This is a genomic window from Methanocorpusculum bavaricum DSM 4179 (genome assembly GCF_000430905.1).
GTDB classification, from domain to species: Archaea; Halobacteriota; Methanomicrobia; order Methanomicrobiales; family Methanocorpusculaceae; genus Methanocorpusculum; species Methanocorpusculum parvum.
In genome coordinates this window covers 187,370-204,201 of sequence record NZ_AUMX01000001.1, presented here as the reverse complement: position 1 = coordinate 204,201, position 16,832 = coordinate 187,370, and the positions used below count along the sequence as shown (strand labels likewise).

Below are 16,832 nucleotides of genomic sequence, written 5' to 3'. Positions count from 1 at the left end.
CCTTAGATAAAATCAACTGCAAACCGTAAATCAGAGATCTGCTCTCCGAATCGTTTCGCTTGCTTGAATCGGCGCGGTTGGTTTTTCTCTTGTCTCCACACCCAGCTATACTCCGCCTGATTTTTAGAATTTCGCTGTATCCGCTGTCGCAAACCTTCGGTTTGCTCGCAAGTCTATTGACTTGATCGCAAGTTTCCTTCGAAAACTTGCCCAGCCGAGCCCGGTCCGACGGACCGGGCCGCCTCCGCTAAGACCGCCCCTTCGGAGCAACCCGCTATTTATTTACAACCCGGTCCTCTTAAAAAGTCCCAGACACCGTTTCTTATACTCATCCTCGGTGATGATCCCGTTCTCCCGCAGATACTTCAGCGCCTCAAGGGACTTATCGATCGCCTCATCATCCAGCCCCTCACGCGGCTCCAGCGTTACCGGCGAAACGGGTCTTGCCGCCGGGGGTCTCTGGATATCCGGCCTCACCGTCTTCGAAACATACACCACCGAGTCATCATCCTCCGGCAGACCCATAGAATCGTTCGCAAGATGCTTATACCGCCCGCCCCCGACCCGGGTCCGTCCTCCCGGCAGGATCATCGCATCCCCTTTCCCCTCATCATGCCACTGATCGTCCATCTTCCCCGAATCCTTCTCGAACACGATCACATCATTCACCGGTTCATCTGCCTTCTTTACCGGCTCCGGCTTGGGAGAGACCGACTCCACCATCCGCGAGACCCAGGCCGCCTTGGCTTCCTCGATCTCCTTTCCCGTCTGACCTCCCCCCTCCTCGAAAAACGCATCTCCGGCGCCGTTCCTTTCCGCAAGATCAGCAAACAGACTCTCCGCCGACTTGCCGGCACGGGATCCCGCCGGGGGCTCCTCCTCAAAAACATCATCCTCCCCTGTCCCCTCCGCCGGCTTATGCACGCTCTGCCGTACCAGATACTCTTCTGTAAGCAGATTATGTTTCGCCGCGATCTCCCAGTTGTTTCCCGCCTTCATATTCATCATCTCCCGCAGCGTCAGCAGAGCAGCCCTCAGCTCCTCGACCGAATTCTTGAGATTATGGAAAACATACTTATCGTTATTCACCGTTTTCAGCGTAAGAGTCGGCGCGACCGCAGCAGGCACCCGGACTGACGCCTCCAGCAGATCGATATAGTTCATCTCATAGATCCGGTACACCGTCTGACGCTCAGGGTATCCCCAGATCATGCGAAGACGGGTCAGCAGGATAGGGATCAGAAATTTATCCTTACTCCGTGCGTATATCACATTCAGGACCTCTTCGGTCCGCGGAATGTCATCCAGGATCTCGATCGGGAGATCATACTGATACAATACTTCGTGACGCACGGAAAAATTCCTCTGATATTACTATACCATTAGCGTTTGAAAATAGTTAAAGGTCGTGAATGATCGAAAAAAAGATGAGGGAGAATTCTCCCGGGGCATTTCTGCCTTTACATCATTCCCGGGGGCATGCCGCCCATTCCGCCCATGCCTCCGCCCATCGCGGCCATCTCTTCGGGTGATGGTCCGGCTGACTTCGCGGATGCGATGACGTCATCGATCCTGAGGATCATGACAGCGGCTTCTGCTGCTGAGGAAATTGCCTGGGTCTTTACACGGAGCGGCTCAACAACGCCTGCTTCCCACATATCGACTGCCTTTCCTTCAAAGACATCAAGACCAAAGGTTTTGTGTCCTTTTTCGTGTGCTGCACGGAGTTCTACAAGTTTGTCAATCGGGTCGAGACCTGCGTTCTCTGCAAGGGTTCTCGGGATGATTTCCAGTGCGCCTGCGAATGCTTCGATCGCGAGCTGGATACGTCCGCCCTGGGTCGCTGCGTATTCGCGGAGTCTGAGGGAGAGCTCAACTTCAGGAGCGCCTCCGCCGGCCACAACTTTCTTGTCTTCAACGACACAGGCAACGACACGGAGTGCATCTTCGAGTGCACGGCCGAGCTCGTCAACAACGTGGTCGGTTCCGCCTTTGATGATGATCGAGACTGCCTTCGGGTTCTTGCATTTCTCAACGAAGATCATCTCTTCGCCGCCGACTTTGCGTTCTTCGACGATACCGGCAATACCGAGCTCATCGCCGGAGATCGCGTCGATCGAGGAGATAAGTGATGCGCCGGTTGCGCGTGCAAGCTTTTCCATATCGGATTTCTTTACACGGCGGGTTGCGAAGATACCTGCTTTGGAGAGGTAGTGCTGTGCAATGTCGTCGATACCTTTCTGACAGAACAGAACATTTGCGCCGGATGCTTTGATCTTCTCGACGATGCTCTTGATCATACGCTCTTCCTCATCGAGGAACATCTGGAGCTGATCAGGGGACGTGATGGAGATCTCTGCGTCGACTTCGGTCTTCTTGTATTCAACGGCTGCGTTGAGCAGAAGGATCTTTGCATTCTTCACGGATTTGGGCATGCCCGGGTGGACACGTTCCTTGTCGATGATCATTCCTTCGATGATCTCGGACTCGTCGATCGAGCCGCCGACACGCTTCTCGACCTTGACGTTTTCAGTGTCGACTGTTCCGTCGGCGTCTGCAACGAGGGTAATAGCGCGAACGATAAGGTCACAGAGTTTGTCCTTGGAGGATTCTGCGTTCTTGCCGGTCATCGCGGTTCCGGCGATCTTTGCAAGGATCGCGGTGTCTTTTGCTTTGACATCGATCGCGATGGTCTTGAGAAGCTCCTGTGCTTTCTCTGCTGCCTGTCTGTATCCGAGAGTGATAACGGTCGGGTGGATGTCCATCTCGAGAAGCTCTTCAGCTTTCTTTAAGAGTTCGCCTGCAATGATGACTGCGGTAGTGGTTCCGTCGCCGACTTCATCGTCCTGGGTCTTTGCGATCTCGACCATCATCTTTGCTGCCGGGTGTTCGATGTCCATCTCTTTGAGGATGGTGACACCGTCATTAGTGATGACAACATCTCCGATGGTGTCGACGAGCATCTTGTCCATTCCCTTCGGACCAAGAGTCGATCTTACGGCTCCGGCGACGGCTTTTGCCGCTGCGATGTTCATGCTCTGTGCATCCCGTCCGCGAGTACGGTTTCCTCCTTCTTTGAGGATAAAAATTGGCTGTCCGCCAAGTTGTGCTGACATAGTATAATCACCTATACCCTGTTTTGACAGAGTAATGTATGGAATATGTTGTTTAGTGGTTCTATATAAACATGATTATTTTTGACGGTCATCGGCGATGTTTTCGGGCCCTATCTTCCTGACTGTATGCAGGACACCCGGTACGCGCCGAAGAAAAATTGGGGAGAAGAAGAGGGTTCTGCTGATCAGAGGACGGATTCGATACGGTCGAGCGCCTCTTCCAGCCGTTCCATGGAAGCAGCATAGGAGATGCGGATCCAGCCCGGAGCTCCGAAAGCAAATCCCGGGGTGGCGGCGACGTGGGCTTTGTCCAGCCAATGGTTGGCCGTTGCTCCGTCGTCTCCTCCGCAGTTGATGAAGGCGTAGAATGCTCCGTCTGCCGGTGCAGTTTTCAGTCCCATGCCGGCAAGTCTGCCGATGACATATTTTTTCCGCGCCTCGAACTCTTTTCGCATGGACTCAACACAGGTCTGATCCCCGGTGAGAGCAGCGACGCCCCCCCACATGGAAAAGGTATTGACGTTTCCAACCGAATGCTGCATGACTTTGTCCATGTACGGGATAACGGTTTCCGGAGCTGAGATATAACCGAGTCTCCATCCGGTCATTGCGTAGGCTTTGGAAAATCCGTTGATAGTGATCGTGCGTTCGTCCATGTCCGGCAGGGATCCCATCGACACATGTTCCTGTCCATAGACGAGCTTTTCATAGATCTCGTCCGAAAGACAATACAGGTCGTGGTCGATGCAGGCATCCGCAAGGATCCGGAGTGATGACCGCCCGAGGATCGAACCGGTGGGGTTCGACGGCGTGTTGACGATGATCATCTTGGTTTTATCGGTGATTTTTTCGTAGAGGGATTCATCGACCTGGAAATTATCGTTGAGAGAGTGATGGACCGGTTTTCCCCGGGCGATGGTGACACAGGGATCATAGGAGACCCATGCCGGGTCGAGGATGATGACTTCATCGCCGGGATTCAGGCATGCCGTCATTGTGATCCTTATCGCGTCTTTGGCGCCGCTTGTACAAAGGATCCGGTTCTGGGCGGTCGGGATATGGTTTTCTGTATTGAGTTTTTCAGCTATCGCTTTGGTCAGAGCGGGGATTCCGCGGGAAGGAGCATAGTGGGTCTCGCCCCGGTGTAAGGCGTCGATTGCGGCCTTGGTGATGTGTGCGGGCGTAGCGAAGTCAGGTTCGCCGACCGCGAGGCTGATGACATCTATACCGTTTGAGATCATCTCTTTTGAACGGTTGTTCATCGCCATCGTTGCGGACGGGGGGACTGCAGCGATGTTTTCTGAAAGAGGCAACATACCTTCTATGTCTGTTCTGCAAGATATTTAAGGAAAGATGTTGGCCTGAAAAAAAGGGATTAGGATAAGAAATCGACGGCTGCGGAAAGTCCGTCACCTTCGAGTTTGTACCCGGCTTTTTTGAAGCACATCTGGACGGCGGCAACGGTCGCGATGATCTCGGGTGTATCGATGATACCCATATTGCCGATCCGGAAGATCTTGCCTTTGAATCTGTCCTGGCCTCCGGCGAACTCGATGCCCATCTTTTTGCAGGCTCCGCGGATCTTTGCATCCTCGACGCCTTCGGGATAGAAGAATCCGGTGACGGTGTTCGAGGCTTTGTGCAGAGTATCGACCTGGGGAACGAGGGAAAGTCCCCATGCTTCCCCGGCAGCCCGAACGGCGCCGGACATTTTGTGGTGGCGTGCGATCCTGTTTTCGAGTCCCTCTTCTTCAATGAGTCTGCAGGCTTCGCGCAGTGCAAGGAATAAGGGGACGGCCGGTGTGGTCGGTGTTTCCATCGGGCTGCCGTCGGCGGATTTCTTTGCTTTCTTTAAGTCGAGGTAGAAGGGCCTGTTTTCGGAAAGTCTGTCCCAGGCTCTTTGTGAGACGGAAACGGCGGCAAGTCCTGCAGGGGCTGCAAGACATTTCTGGCTTCCGACGATCGTTACGTCGGCTCCCCATGCATCTGCCTTTACGGTGTCTCCGCCGATCGAGGTGATCGCATCAAGGATGAAGAGAGCGTCGTATTTTCGGGCGAGTTTTCCGACTTCTTCGGCCGGGTTGAGGATCGCGGCGGACGTCTCGTTATGTACGAGGGTCACGACTTCGGCGCCGTTTTCCAGTTCCTGTTTGAGGGCTTCGAGATCCAGGGCGTGTCCCCATTCGGACTCGAGCATGGCGGTCTCGCCGTAGAGTTTGGAGATGAGACCGAGGCGTTCGCCGAACTTTCCGTTGACGAGGGAGACGATCTTTTTGCCTTTGGCAAACGAACCGATGGCGGCTTCCTGTCCCGCGGTTCCGGATCCGGAGAGGACGAGCATGTCGTTTTCGGTGCCGAAGACGGGTTTGAGGGTCCGAACGATATCTGCGTAGCAGTCGCCGAACTCTTTGCTTCGGTGGTTGATCGCCTGTTTCGTCATTGCATTTCGGACCGTTTCCGGCATCGGAACGGGACCGGGCATCATGAGCAGAGTTTCTTTATACATGGGAAAGTCTGTTACATATATGAGAATAGACATACATATACTAATTCCATAGAGGTTTTATCAGATGCCAGAAGTCGCAGTTATAGCCGGTTCAGTTTCGGATCAGACGATCGTTGATAAGGCAACGACCGTTCTTCAATCATACAATATTTCCTTCGATGTTCAGTTCATCTCTGCTCACCGCGATGCCGATAAACTGGATGCCTACGTCAAGTCGTCGGATGCTTTGGTCTTTATCTGTATTGCGGGGATGTCGGCGGCTCTTCCGGGGGTCGTCGCCGCGAGGACGAAAAAACCGGTGATCGGGGTCCCGGTCTCCGGGAAGATCGCCGGCGGGCTGGACGCTCTTCTTTCGATCGCCCAGATGCCAAAAGGGGTCCCGGTCGCCTGTATGGCGGTGGACGGCGGGGAGAATGCCGGACATTTCGCGGCAAGGATCCTTGGGAAAAACTAATTTTTTTGGCGGCTCTGCCGGTGCTGATTTTTACACAGTGACACGGGACGATTTCGTGTCGGTCAGATTATAAAAAAGAGGCTGCCGGTTTTTGGCAGCTGGTTTTCACACTTATGCTTCGATGATGTACTTGGCGAGAAGCTCGTTCCATTTCTCGGAAGCCATCAGTTTGGTGAGTCCGTTGTTGATGAGCGTGTGGAGTTCGGTATCACCGTTTCTCATAGCCACACCATACTCTTCACCGGTCGGAATGGTTCCGAGAATGATGATCGCATCTTTTGCTTTGATGTAGTCTTTGATGTTTACATCATCGAAGATGACCGTCTGCACGAGACCGTTTTCCAGAGCGACCATCGACTGGGGGAAGGTATCATAGAGTTTGATCTTTCCGTCTTTTACCATCTGGTCGTACTTTGCCTGGCCAAAGAAGTCATCGCTCTGGATGTACTGATCTGCCGAACAGCTTCTCTGCACACCGATCGTGACGTCTCCTGCCTTGAACTGGTCCATCGTGACAGCAGAGCCTTTCTTTACGGCGACACCCTGATCAACGCTCCAGTAGGGTTTGGAGAAGGTTACCTGAGCTGCACGGGCCGGAGTGATCGTCATTCCGGAGTAGACCATATCGATCTTGTTTCCAAGGAGTGCTGGAATGATTCCGTCCCAGGCGACTGCCTTGATCTCGACATTGAAGCCTTCCTGCTCTGCGATCCACCGGATCGATTCAACATCGAATCCGGCGAATTTGCCGCTTTCATCAACGTAGGAGTACGGCGGGTAGTCCCCGTCGATACCGACGATATAGGTTTTTTTCTCGGACTGAGTGCCGACACAGCCTGCCGTTAAAACAGCAGCCACCACAAGAAGGGCTATGATCGCCCCTAAAAACACTTTTCTATCCATCTGTTAATCATTTCTGTTTCTTCTATAAATCACTTGCTTCCCGGGCGCAGGAATTTCAGAATGATTTTCAAAAGTGTGTGAAAGAGTAGTTACATGTTATTCTTTTTTGAAGTACAGATAACAATGACAGTGACCAAACGCTTCGATATCTGCTGCGGAGTCCCTGCACGGGCATAGGTATATTTTATCGGCCTCGGCGTCCCCGGTCGGGATACGGCAGGGACAGAACCGTTTTCCGTACACGAGTTTGTTTCTGGCTATTCCTTCGATCGTTGAATTAGTGATATCTTTGTTATCATTGAGCGCCCAGCCTTTTTTTACGGCGACCTTCTCGATCGACGGTCGTATCTGCTCGGCGACTTCGCGTATCTCGTCGCGGGTGGGAATAAGATTCATCAGCAGATATTCCCTCTCAAAAGTTATCAGGGTTTGGTTTGCGGCTAGTGAGGCGGCACACTTATGGTTCCAGGGATTTTTGGATCATGCGTTTCTGTATCGGTTTTAAGTGGTCGAGAAAGAGGATCCCGTCATGATGATCCTTTTCATGCAGAAATGCCCGGGCGGCCACTCCTTTGAGTTCGGTTTCGATGATCTGGCCTGAAATGTCGAGATATCTGCAGATGATCTTTCCCGGCCGCCGGACCGGCCGCTGGACTCCCGGAATGCACGGACTTCCTTCCATCTCTTCAACCAGCGTTCCCTCTTTGAGGACTTCGGGGTTGGCTCCTTTGATTGTTACTCCGCCGACGTTTACGATGAACAGACGTTTTGACACGCCTATCTGGGGGGCTGAAAGGCCGACGCATCTGTTCTGGATCATGGTGTCCCACATATCCGTCAGAATGCCGAGCTCTTCTTCCCCGAACTTTTCGACCGTTTCCGCCTGCTGAAAGAGTACAGGGTCTCCGTATTTTCGTATCTCGCGAATCATATGATTCTTTTCTCTCTGGAATCGTTTTAGTGTTGTGATTGCCAATAGATAGGTATGGAGTTAGCGTATGACCACCCGGGGCATGCATCGGGCGTTGTGAACGGAAAAGAGTTCGAGGGTTTTTGTCTGCCGGTCCCGCGGTCGAATCTGATTTTTATCAAGACTGCCGGAGGATTCATCGGCTGCGGATTTTTCGATATGAAGACATTTGATAAACTCGGGATACCGGCCGCGAGGATCACCGGCGTTTCAACCCTCGAAGAGCTTCTTGCCGGAAAAATCGTTGATATGACAGAGTCAGCAGAGAAAGCCGGTGTCAGGATCGGGATGAGCGGGTATGATGCACTTATGCGTTTTTGTTCCTGAAATCCCTGCATGGAGCAAAGATTTTTTAGCAATCAATCCGTTGTATTATCTATGAGAACATCTATTCTCGCATTACTTGCGGTTTTGGCTGCCCTTTCCCTTCTTTGTCTGCCGGTCTCGGCAGCGATAGGTTCGGATACGGCGACCATTTATGTAACGTCGTCTCCTTCCGGGGCCACGGCCACTGATTCGGCAACGGGAGACAAGATCACTACGCCTGACAGTTTTATCGTCTACACGACCGGCACTCCTACGCATCATTACATAACCGTTTCGAAGAACGGGTATTATGATTATTATTATGATGCCGGGATCCCGGCAAAAGATGATTATATCCAGGTCAATGCTGTTTTGACTCCGATCCAGACGACCGGGTACCTTTCTGTCTCTTCGAGTCCCTCGGGAGCCAATGTCTATGTTGACGGCATCTACAAGGGAACGAGTCCGGTGACGGTTTCGGTGTCTGCGGGTTCGCACAGTGTTCGTATGGATAAGTCCGGGTATGATTCATGGACAGGCTCAACCTCCGTGACTGCCGGTCAGACCGCGTATGTCTCTGCGTCCTTAAATCCGTCGGTCACCTACGGGTATCTGTATGTCTACTCCAGCCCGCCGAATGCGGACGTGTACATCAACGGTGTCTACAAAGGCGATACGCCGTTTACGATCGGTCTGAACCCGGGAACCTATCAGGTCATGGTGAAGAAAGCAGGTTATACGTCCTACTCGACCACGTCTTCTGTCTACACAGGCTCGACGACGTCGGTCTCGGCAAATCTCCAGAAGAGTGCGGACGCCTACATCCAGGTGGCTTCCTATCCTTCCGGAGCTGCTGTATACATTGACGGCGGGTATGTGGGAAACACCCAGTACTCCAGCCCGTCGAACCCGAATTACATGCAGGCCGGCCCGTTCACTTCCGGAACATCCCACACGCTTATGCTGAAACTTGACGGATACGCCACCTACTCGTCGTCATTTGTTCTGAGCTCAGGCGAGACCAGAACGTTTTCCGTGACGATGAATCCGGTAACGCCGGTCGTGACGACCGGTTCTCTGCATATCACTTCAGATCCGTCAGGCTCGGATGTGTATGTCGATAATGTCTTCAGAGGCTATACGCCGCTCACGCTGAACGATCTCGCCACAGGTTCCCACACCGTGCTTCTTCAGCACGGCGGATATAAAGACTGGTCAGAGACGATCACCGTTTCTACCGGCCAGACGGTTGAGAGAACGGTTGTGATGTCCCAGTCCGTTGTCCCGACTCCGACCTCGTCGCCGGCACCCTTTATCGGGATCCTTGCCGGACTTGGCGCCTGCGGAGTTGTACTGGCTGCAAGACGCCGGTAAACATTCTGGTTTCAAGACCACTCATTTTTTTGAGAGGTCTTTCTTTTTTTGGAAATTATTTAACGGACGATTTTTCAATCCTTCTTTGAATAGGACTTACGCGGTGGGCTTTCTCATGCTCCCACACCCAGCAATATACTTTCCGAATTGTATCCTCACAATTATCACATATTTCCTATCTGAATCCTTCACTCCAGATGAACTACCTGGAAAGCCCAAATGGGCAAAGCCCATTTGAGGCGGCACGCAAATCTTCGATTTGCACGCATCAGCCGAAGCAGAGCACCCGAACGCAAGAAAAATGCGATTCGCGTGAATTCGCGGAGATTCGCGGTTAAATAATCTCATGTTTCCAAACCCAGCCGTACCCTTCCCAAATTGGATTCACAACCACACCGCGTAAGTCCTATTTGAAGAAAATCGCCTTGGCTCATAAGGTCGAGTCAGCTGAATAAAATACGTAAAAAAAAGTTAGATGCAGTCCTTTAAGTGGAACTTAAAGGGACCGAGGTTTCCGCCGTAGTTTCCTGCGGTGATCTTGACGACACCCGGAACTCTGCATGCTGCCTGGACACCGGCTTTCATTGCTTCATTTACTGCTGCTTCGGAGACACCGTCGATGACGATCTCGTAGACTGCCTTGACACCTTCGGGGATCTCGGTATCCGGGACCTTCTCGCGGATCGTGGGGCAGAACTTTTCGTTGGTGGATGCGCCCATGAACTTGTATTTGTTGGAGCCGACCTTGGAACCGGATGAGACAACTCCTCCGGGGAACGGGGTGATGGTTCCGGGAACACAGCTGATCGCGTCAACTGCCGCCTGTGCTGCAATAAGGGCAGACATCTGGGAGTCGCCCATGATCAGGAAGTTTCCGCCGGCAACGCCTTTGATTGCGCCGACTTCTTCTTCGATGATGAAGTCTCCGCCCATGATCGGGATCGACCAGCAGTTGATGCCGCCGACAACGACCTTGGACTCATATCCGTCGCCGAAGAAGTGGAGTTTGACGGGGATGATCTCTTCAAGACCTGCTTTTCCATTAAAAACTGCGGTCGTAGGTGCTGTTAAAACACACTCTGCGATACGCTCGAGGACCTGTTCTTTCAGTGCTTTCTTTCCGCAGCAGAACATGACCGCATATCCGGGGCGGTTGTCGGGGGTCTCGGAGGCCGGAACGAACCGTTCGATTCCTGCTTCGCAGGGACATCCGATCGTCGAGGTCGCAAAACCGGTTGCTTCGGTTGCGGCTTTGTATGCCCATTCTTTCGTTACTGCAGTGATGATAACACGGGCAGCCCACACCGGGAAGCCTTCTGCATATGTGTCTTCAAGAATTACACCGTTGAATTCCATATTATATGAATTGGGCATTGGGGTAAATAGCGTTTGCGGGTTGGATGCGAAAAGCCCCGTGTCCCCGGGCCGGGATAATGCATTTTCAGCCGGAAAAAAGGAGTGTTGGGATCCCGTCCTGATCTATTCAGCTTTTCTGCGGGAAGGGCTGAGCAGTTTGAGCGGATAGGGAAGGGCAGCACACAAAATGACGGCGGCCGCAATAAGCCAGACCTGGGTGAAAAGTGCTGCCGGCATCCCGACGGTGTCTGCCATGATCCCGATCACCATGATCGAAACCGCGGCAAGCCCCTGGGGAATACCGATCATGATCCCGGATGCAAGGCCGACGCTGCCGGGCATAAGTTCCTGGACCGTCGCGATCTCCACGGAAGCAGTTGCCATCATAAAAAATCCGGCGATGACAAGAGAGATGACCGAGCCGATGCCTGACAGGAAAAATATCCCGAAGTAGGCGATCGTTGCTCCGATGTAGGCGGCGAACATGACCTCCTTTCGCCCGATCTTGTCAGAAAGCGGGCCGGCAATAAGGGTGCCGAACATTCCGGCAAAGATCATGCAGCTGACGACCCCGGTCGCCAGAAGATAATCGACGCCAGCGTATTTCGTTAGATACACGGCAGCAAAGGCAAGGAATCCGTAATAGACCCAGGTCCTAAGCGAACTTATCCCGAGAACCAAAGCGGCATGTCTCCATTTCGGTTTTACCCCTCCGTTATCCGCGGATCTTTGCGGCAGGACCGCCGGTTTCTGCTGATGTTTTCTCAGCAAAACGGCTACTCCGACCGCCGGAATCACGAGCCAGATGAGTGCAGGAAATCCTCCCCAGGCAAATAAAGCTCCGGTGATGAGGGGTGCAGCTCCGTATCCGAATGATCCGCCTACCGAGAACAGGGAAAGGAACGTTCCCCGGTTTGCCGATGTGGTGAACTGATGGATCTGCTGATAGGCATTCGGGTGAAACATGGAGTTTCCGGCCCCGGTGATCACTGCCATGATCAAAAGGACCCAGTAGTTCTGGGTGATCCCGAAGAGAGCGACGGCAAAACCCGTCATCAGGATGCACCAGGAGAGACCCGGGACCCAGCGTCCCTTATCGATCATCCAGCCGGTCAATGGCTGAAAAATGACCATCGTCAGGGTCAGGAGGGTAAACAGGCATCCTGCCATTGCATAGGATGTGATGCCCTGTTCGGTGAACAGAGGGATCAGTGCCGGCAGTATCGCCGGGATCACCGGGATGTAAAAGTCCACTGCCCCGTGGCCGGCGGCAAGGCCTGCTATGCGTTTTGTAGTATCGTTCATGCTATCCGTTCTAATCGGACGATCTCAACAGGGATCTCCAGATTTTCCTGTGTGTGGAAGGCGAATTGTTTTGGGATATTCAGCAGAGCTGCTGTTTTTGCGGTGATGACGGCGGTATTTTTTGTGTATGCTTCAAGGAACGGGATACTGCCTTTGTTGAAGATCCCGTAACAGACCGGCGCCGTCAGGAGAGCGAAGTCGATGAACGGCCGGTCGGCATGCTCTTTTTGTGCGCCAAACGGGGGGTTCATGATCACCGTGTCTGCTGCAAGGGGTTTAGCGGTCTCGTCGATACGCATTCTGATCCATTCGATATCGACCCCGAATGCTTCGGCATTTTTTCTGGCGATTTTCAGGGCCGCTTCATCTATATCGATGCCGGTGACCTCTGCACCGAGAAGCGCCGCTCCGATCGAAAGCATCCCTGTTCCGCAGCCGAGATCAACGACCTTCATTTCGCATATATCACCGGCGAGCGCTGCTTCGTGCAGAAGCCTTGCGGCGAGCGGGGCAGGGGTCATGTACTGTTCGATATCTGCTTTCGGCGAACGAAATCCCTGTATCTTCTGCAGACACATCTCAAGTTGTCTGAGTTTCATGGTAAAATTTCATCTATGATGTAATCATCCCAGGAGCGTTTTCCAAGAACGATCTCAAACTCAGAGGGGGAGAGGACCGGCATGGGAAATCTGCTCTGGTCGTCTAAGGCAAGTCTCGGGCACGCTGTGTTCACATAGGCATCGAAGCCGAGATTTCTCAGCTGCATCTCGGAGATTTCCCGGATCAGAATGATCACGGCGTTTTCGTGGAGACCGGCAAGCCGTTCAGCCAGCTCGCGGCGTCCCTGTCCTGACTTGGAAGAGAGCAGGATCCCGAAGGTCTTCGCACTCTTCGCCTTTTCGATCTGGGCGAAACGTTTTCGCAAGAGTCGGTCGGCAGAGACCTCCTGCAGGATCCCGTCGGCGAACGGGTCAAGGGCAAAGGTCGGTTTTTTCGTAGCGAGCGATACGCCGATCGCATGAAAAACGCCGGTCCCGATGAACAGATATGCTTCTGCTTTTGCATTTTTTGCCGAAGCATACGTACATCCAAGAACCTGACCTTCGAGAGGCGTCCTCGAGGATCCCGTTCCGATAACGGCGTTCACTCCGTGATCTTTGAGCCATTTGCAGATCGCTTTTGTCTGATGGGCATGCTGGATCGTGGTCGTTATACCTACTGATGTGTACTGCCTGAGTTGAGGCACGGCTGACTCGAGGATCTCCAGAGGGATGTCCTGCTGGAACGGGAGATAGATGACGTTTTTTTCCGTGGTGACAGGGGTGTGTCCGACATGGACGAGAACATCTGCCCATTCCAAAGCATCCAGACTCAGATCGCAGGCTCCCCAGCAGGCATCTCCGCTGATGAGGACCTCAAATCCCTCGTTTTTCAGCGTTGCCGAGATCTCCGCAGCTTTTCGCTTCAAACCTTCGGGCAGCTGGACGGCGACCCGTTTCGCGTTCCGGCTTTTCAGCTGGGTAATAACTTCAGAAAGCTGAATCAATGATCTTCACACCGTTTTCATCAACATCGATCGTGACCAGTGTTTTGTAGGGAATGCCGATGTCGGGAGATCCTCTGTTGACAACAAAAAGGATATCAACTAACTCTGCTCCGGCGATTTTCAGCGCAGGAAGGATCCCTTTGATCGTCCCACCGGTACTGATTACATCGTCAATGATCACGACACGGTCGCCTTTATTTACACAATTCATATAGAGGTTCCCTTTGGAGTATCCGGTTTCCTGACCGATGACGACTTCGCCGGGCAGACGGTACTCTCTTTTTCTGATAACGACGAAGGGAATGCCTGTTGCCAGAGTCAGCGCCGTCCCTATATGGATCCCCATTGCCTCGGAGACCACGATCTTATCGACATTTTTCAGATCGAGTGATTTCAGCATCGCGGCCGTGACATCGCGGAGAAGTTCCGCGGTGACCGCCGGGATGCCGTCTGTTATCGGATGGATGAAATAATTATAGACGACCCCGTCTTTTTCCCGTTTGACCATCGGGCAGGTCAGCAGGGACTCTTTGAGGATTTCAAGCATGTGTATATGTTGACGTTTCTTACAAATACGTCTAACGCCGGGACCCGCCTGCGGACAAGGTTTTTTCTCTTTGTGCCGCTAATGCTCTTTCAATGAAATATATTCCGGCTGTCCTTCTGTTTGCAGTGATGATCGTTTTGAGTGCCGGCTGTATCGGTCTTGGGACACAGACGACCGACATCGTTATGGGAAATGAGACGGTCGGGCATATTTATCTCACGCCGGTGACGGAGAATCTTTTGTCAAACGGATCGGTGACGGAGAAGTTCGACATGAAGGTGGAACTTTTCGGATTCACCTTCACCAAAGAGGGGATAACACAAAACGAGGCTGAGGATCTCATGACCACGCTTTCCTCCGTCAACTCCACGAACACGTCGTCTCTTCTCGATCTCGGGTTCGTTCCCTCGCTCGATGGGATCTCTCCTGACGATCCGGATGATTTTCTGCACCAGATTTTGACTATGCCTGTCACAAATCAGGGGACCCAGGCTGCGCTTGATTCGGTCGACTTCGACGGTGCCGGGGAGCGGATACAGGCATCGGCCGAACGGATCGCCGAACTTTTAGGGCTCGTCTGATTCAGAGACAGTATTCGATAAAGAATTTTATGCCGATCAAAACGAGGATGATCCCTCCGAAGATCTGCATTTTGTTTCCGAGGATACTGCTGAGTTTGTGACCCGCAAAGACCCCGAAAAAGGAAAACACAAAGGCGACCACACCGATGATCACCGCCGGGAGAAGGATCGCTTCTCCGATCAAAGCAAAACTGATTCCGACGGCGAGGGCGTCGATGCTTGTCGCGACGGCTAAAAGGAGCAGAACTTTCCAGCCGATAAGACTCACGCCGTCTTCTTTTCCAAAAAGACTGTCCCATATCATTTTTCCGCCGATGAAGAAGAACAGACCGACCACGATCCAGTAACCGAACGGATCGATCATTCCGGTGATAGGGACTCCGACCGCCCATCCAAGAAGCGGCATCGCAAACTGGAAAAATCCGAAAAATATGCCGGCGGTCACTGCCGTTTTTCCAATTTGTTCTTTGAGTGATGCGCCGCCGGCGAGCGATACGGAGAACGAATCCATCGCAAGACCGACCGCGATCAAAAGGGAGGAGAGAAGAAGATCTGTCATTACTGGACAGGTTTTCCGTTCCTGCGCACGTGTTCGATCCCTTCAGGGTCTTCGACGACGACGATGAACGTTCCGTGGCAGGGTTTTGTGTAGGCGTAAATGAGTTTTTCATCGGCGATGCCGATGATAAGCGGCGGCACCCCGATCAGAGCTTTATCCAGCAGTTTGAATCCCGGGGGGACTTCGTATCTCTCCGTGCTGTTCGATCTGATGATCTCCCGTGCTTCTTTGAAACTGCAGTTCTTCGCCAGGATCTCGTATTTCATATTTTCAAGACAGCCCATTCGAGTACCTCGTCTAATTTTGTGAGAAGTGGCCGGGTGTTGTGCGTTACCGGCGCCACGACTTTTTCTGTCGGATATTCGATCTCTTCCGCGAGATCATATGCGTGTTCTCCGAAGAGAACAGAAATGAGAAGAGCTTTGGGAGCAACCGCGGAAGTTGTTGCCGTGTACGTGAGTCCCGCGTCGTTGTGGATCAGGGAAATGATCAGCGGATACGAAACGCTCCCCTCAGCCAGCTCTCCGATTGTCTTCTCCACATCTTTGTATTCCGCAACATAGTGACTTTTTGGATCGCTGGTTTTTATGAGCTGCTTCGCTGACGGATTCGCCGCAACGACCGGGCGGTGTCCCGCATCCTGAAGAAAGTCCGCAATGTAGAGTACAAGCGGAGACTGGACAGGGATCTGGGGACAGCCGATTAAAATGAGCACCTCTCCCATTGTAGATATCCGTCTGTTTTGTGAGGGTATTAACTATTTGTTCAGGTGATTATCCGATGTATTCACTTTGGATTTTGAGCATTTCTGCGCTGTCTTTTGCGTTGGCATACTCTTCCAGCGGTTCTTCATTGAGTTTGAGGAAGTTGAGACCCCAGTTGAACTTTTCGAGGATTCGTACTGCCTGTTCTTTCTCTCCGAGGATAACAAGAGCTGCCGCGAGCGCTTCCACGGATGTCAGGGTGAAGGGTTTTCCAAAGTTCACCGGGTTTGCGGCGACCAGAAACGGCAGGGCACGCCGGTTTTTCCATGGATTTAAGTTGGTCGTGTCAAGGACCACCCAGGAGCAGTCGAGCGCGGTGATGGATGTGACCCATTTTTTATCGGCCGGGGAGATAACGTATTCGGCTGTGGGGTCGAGGAGGAGCGTGGTCTTTGGAACCTGCGTGATCTTTTTGACGACGTTGATCATCCCGAACTTTTCCAGTTTTTTCACGGTGCATTTTTTCGGATCGCAGGAGTTGTCACGGAATGCAATCAGGGAGATCAGCATGCTCATGGTCTTTATTTATGTCTTCATGCTACAAA

Annotated in this window: 20 protein-coding genes; 4 read left to right on the top strand and 16 right to left on the bottom strand. The window is 52.6% G+C overall.

All coding sequences use genetic code 11. From position 1 onward, the window contains the following. Positions 1–282: 282 nt before the first annotated feature. The 4 genes from H575_RS01135 to H575_RS01120 all read right to left on the bottom strand — a co-directional run bounded on the left by H575_RS01135 (position 283) and on the right by H575_RS01120 (position 5,622). Complete coding sequence (locus H575_RS01135; RefSeq protein WP_155897823.1) at positions 283–1,353, bottom strand: hypothetical protein; 1,071 nt, start codon at positions 1,351–1,353, stop codon at positions 283–285. A 107-nt stretch (positions 1,354–1,460) separates the two neighbouring features. Continuing rightward, the gene (gene thsA / locus H575_RS01130; protein WP_042696644.1) at positions 1,461–3,116 is read right to left on the bottom strand and encodes a thermosome subunit alpha; all 1,656 of its coding nucleotides are present in this window, start codon (positions 3,114–3,116) and stop codon (positions 1,461–1,463) included. A 185-nt stretch (positions 3,117–3,301) separates the two neighbouring features. Next, positions 3,302–4,432 (bottom strand): pyridoxal phosphate-dependent aminotransferase, encoded by a 1,131-nt coding sequence (locus H575_RS01125; RefSeq protein ID WP_042696642.1) that lies wholly within the window; start codon positions 4,430–4,432, stop codon positions 3,302–3,304. Positions 4,433–4,491: 59 nt separating this feature from the next. Beyond that, a complete protein-coding gene (locus H575_RS01120; RefSeq protein WP_042696640.1) occupies positions 4,492–5,622 on the bottom strand; it encodes a pyridoxal-phosphate-dependent aminotransferase family protein in 1,131 nt (376 codons plus the stop codon). 64 nt (positions 5,623–5,686) lie between these two features. Here H575_RS01120 and H575_RS01115 point away from each other — a divergent pair, with 64 nt between their 5' ends. Then, positions 5,687–6,076: a 5-(carboxyamino)imidazole ribonucleotide mutase gene (locus H575_RS01115; protein WP_042696638.1), complete on the top strand. Its 390-nt coding sequence runs from the start codon at positions 5,687–5,689 to the stop codon at positions 6,074–6,076. Between the two features lie 111 nt (positions 6,077–6,187). On the opposite strand, the gene H575_RS01110 is transcribed toward H575_RS01115, so the two are convergent. From H575_RS01110 to H575_RS01100, 3 genes are all read right to left on the bottom strand, one after another. Then, positions 6,188–6,979: an ABC transporter substrate-binding protein gene (locus H575_RS01110; RefSeq protein WP_042696636.1), complete on the bottom strand. Its 792-nt coding sequence runs from the start codon at positions 6,977–6,979 to the stop codon at positions 6,188–6,190. Between the two features lie 96 nt (positions 6,980–7,075). Then, positions 7,076–7,375 carry a ferredoxin-thioredoxin reductase catalytic domain-containing protein gene (locus H575_RS01105; protein ID WP_052319888.1) on the bottom strand — a complete coding sequence of 100 codons (300 nt, stop codon included), beginning with the start codon at positions 7,373–7,375 and terminating at the stop codon, positions 7,076–7,078. A gap of 61 nt (positions 7,376–7,436) precedes the next feature. Then, complete coding sequence (locus H575_RS01100; protein ID WP_042696634.1) at positions 7,437–7,910, bottom strand: peptide deformylase; 474 nt, start codon at positions 7,908–7,910, stop codon at positions 7,437–7,439. Between the two features lie 54 nt (positions 7,911–7,964). On the opposite strand from H575_RS01100, the gene H575_RS01095 reads away from it, so the two are divergent. Both H575_RS01095 and H575_RS01090 read left to right on the top strand, forming a co-directional pair. Beyond that, positions 7,965–8,276 carry a YunC family protein gene (locus H575_RS01095; RefSeq protein ID WP_052319887.1) on the top strand — a complete coding sequence of 104 codons (312 nt, stop codon included), beginning with the start codon at positions 7,965–7,967 and terminating at the stop codon, positions 8,274–8,276. Positions 8,277–8,327: 51 nt separating this feature from the next. Next, positions 8,328–9,629: a PEGA domain-containing protein gene (locus H575_RS01090; protein WP_042696631.1), complete on the top strand. Its 1,302-nt coding sequence runs from the start codon at positions 8,328–8,330 to the stop codon at positions 9,627–9,629. Positions 9,630–10,100: 471 nt separating this feature from the next. Here the strand turns inward: H575_RS01090 and fhcD are convergent, their stop codons facing one another. From fhcD to hpt, 5 genes are all read right to left on the bottom strand, one after another. Continuing rightward, positions 10,101–10,985 carry a formylmethanofuran--tetrahydromethanopterin N-formyltransferase gene (fhcD, locus tag H575_RS01085; protein WP_042696630.1) on the bottom strand — a complete coding sequence of 295 codons (885 nt, stop codon included), beginning with the start codon at positions 10,983–10,985 and terminating at the stop codon, positions 10,101–10,103. Positions 10,986–11,108: 123 nt separating this feature from the next. Continuing rightward, entirely contained in the window at positions 11,109–12,290 is a 1,182-nt protein-coding gene (locus H575_RS01080) for an MFS transporter (RefSeq protein WP_042696628.1), read from the bottom strand. Next, on the bottom strand, positions 12,287–12,889 hold the full coding sequence (locus tag H575_RS01075; RefSeq protein ID WP_042696625.1) for an METTL5 family protein: 603 nt from the start codon (positions 12,887–12,889) through the stop codon (positions 12,287–12,289). Before H575_RS01075 ends, H575_RS01080 begins: the two co-directional genes overlap by 4 nt. Continuing rightward, positions 12,886–13,836, bottom strand: a complete 951-nt coding sequence (gene dph2, locus H575_RS01070; protein ID WP_042696623.1) for a diphthamide biosynthesis enzyme Dph2 — start codon at positions 13,834–13,836, stop codon at positions 12,886–12,888. Before dph2 ends, H575_RS01075 begins: the two co-directional genes overlap by 4 nt. Continuing rightward, positions 13,820–14,383, bottom strand: a complete 564-nt coding sequence (gene hpt, locus H575_RS01065; protein WP_042696621.1) for a hypoxanthine/guanine phosphoribosyltransferase — start codon at positions 14,381–14,383, stop codon at positions 13,820–13,822. Before hpt ends, dph2 begins: the two co-directional genes overlap by 17 nt. A 92-nt stretch (positions 14,384–14,475) precedes the next feature. Here hpt and H575_RS01060 point away from each other — a divergent pair, with 92 nt between their 5' ends. Continuing rightward, positions 14,476–14,964, top strand: coding sequence for a hypothetical protein (locus H575_RS01060; RefSeq protein WP_042696619.1), 489 nt, complete (start codon positions 14,476–14,478; stop codon positions 14,962–14,964). A 1-nt stretch (position 14,965) separates the two neighbouring features. Here H575_RS01060 and H575_RS01055 read toward each other — a convergent pair whose 3' ends face one another. The 4 genes from H575_RS01055 to H575_RS01040 are packed head-to-tail and all read right to left on the bottom strand — an operon-like array spanning position 14,966 to position 16,794. After that, complete coding sequence (locus H575_RS01055; RefSeq protein WP_042696617.1) at positions 14,966–15,523, bottom strand: manganese efflux pump MntP; 558 nt, start codon at positions 15,521–15,523, stop codon at positions 14,966–14,968. Then, positions 15,523–15,789, bottom strand: coding sequence for a DUF1894 domain-containing protein (locus H575_RS01050; RefSeq protein WP_318261560.1), 267 nt, complete (start codon positions 15,787–15,789; stop codon positions 15,523–15,525). Before H575_RS01050 ends, H575_RS01055 begins: the two co-directional genes overlap by 1 nt. After that, positions 15,786–16,247, bottom strand: a complete 462-nt coding sequence (locus H575_RS01045; protein ID WP_042696614.1) for a DUF1890 domain-containing protein — start codon at positions 16,245–16,247, stop codon at positions 15,786–15,788. Before H575_RS01045 ends, H575_RS01050 begins: the two co-directional genes overlap by 4 nt. A 49-nt stretch (positions 16,248–16,296) precedes the next feature. Continuing rightward, positions 16,297–16,794 (bottom strand): DUF367 family protein, encoded by a 498-nt coding sequence (locus tag H575_RS01040; RefSeq protein WP_042697008.1) that lies wholly within the window; start codon positions 16,792–16,794, stop codon positions 16,297–16,299. Positions 16,795–16,832 lie beyond the last annotated feature (38 nt).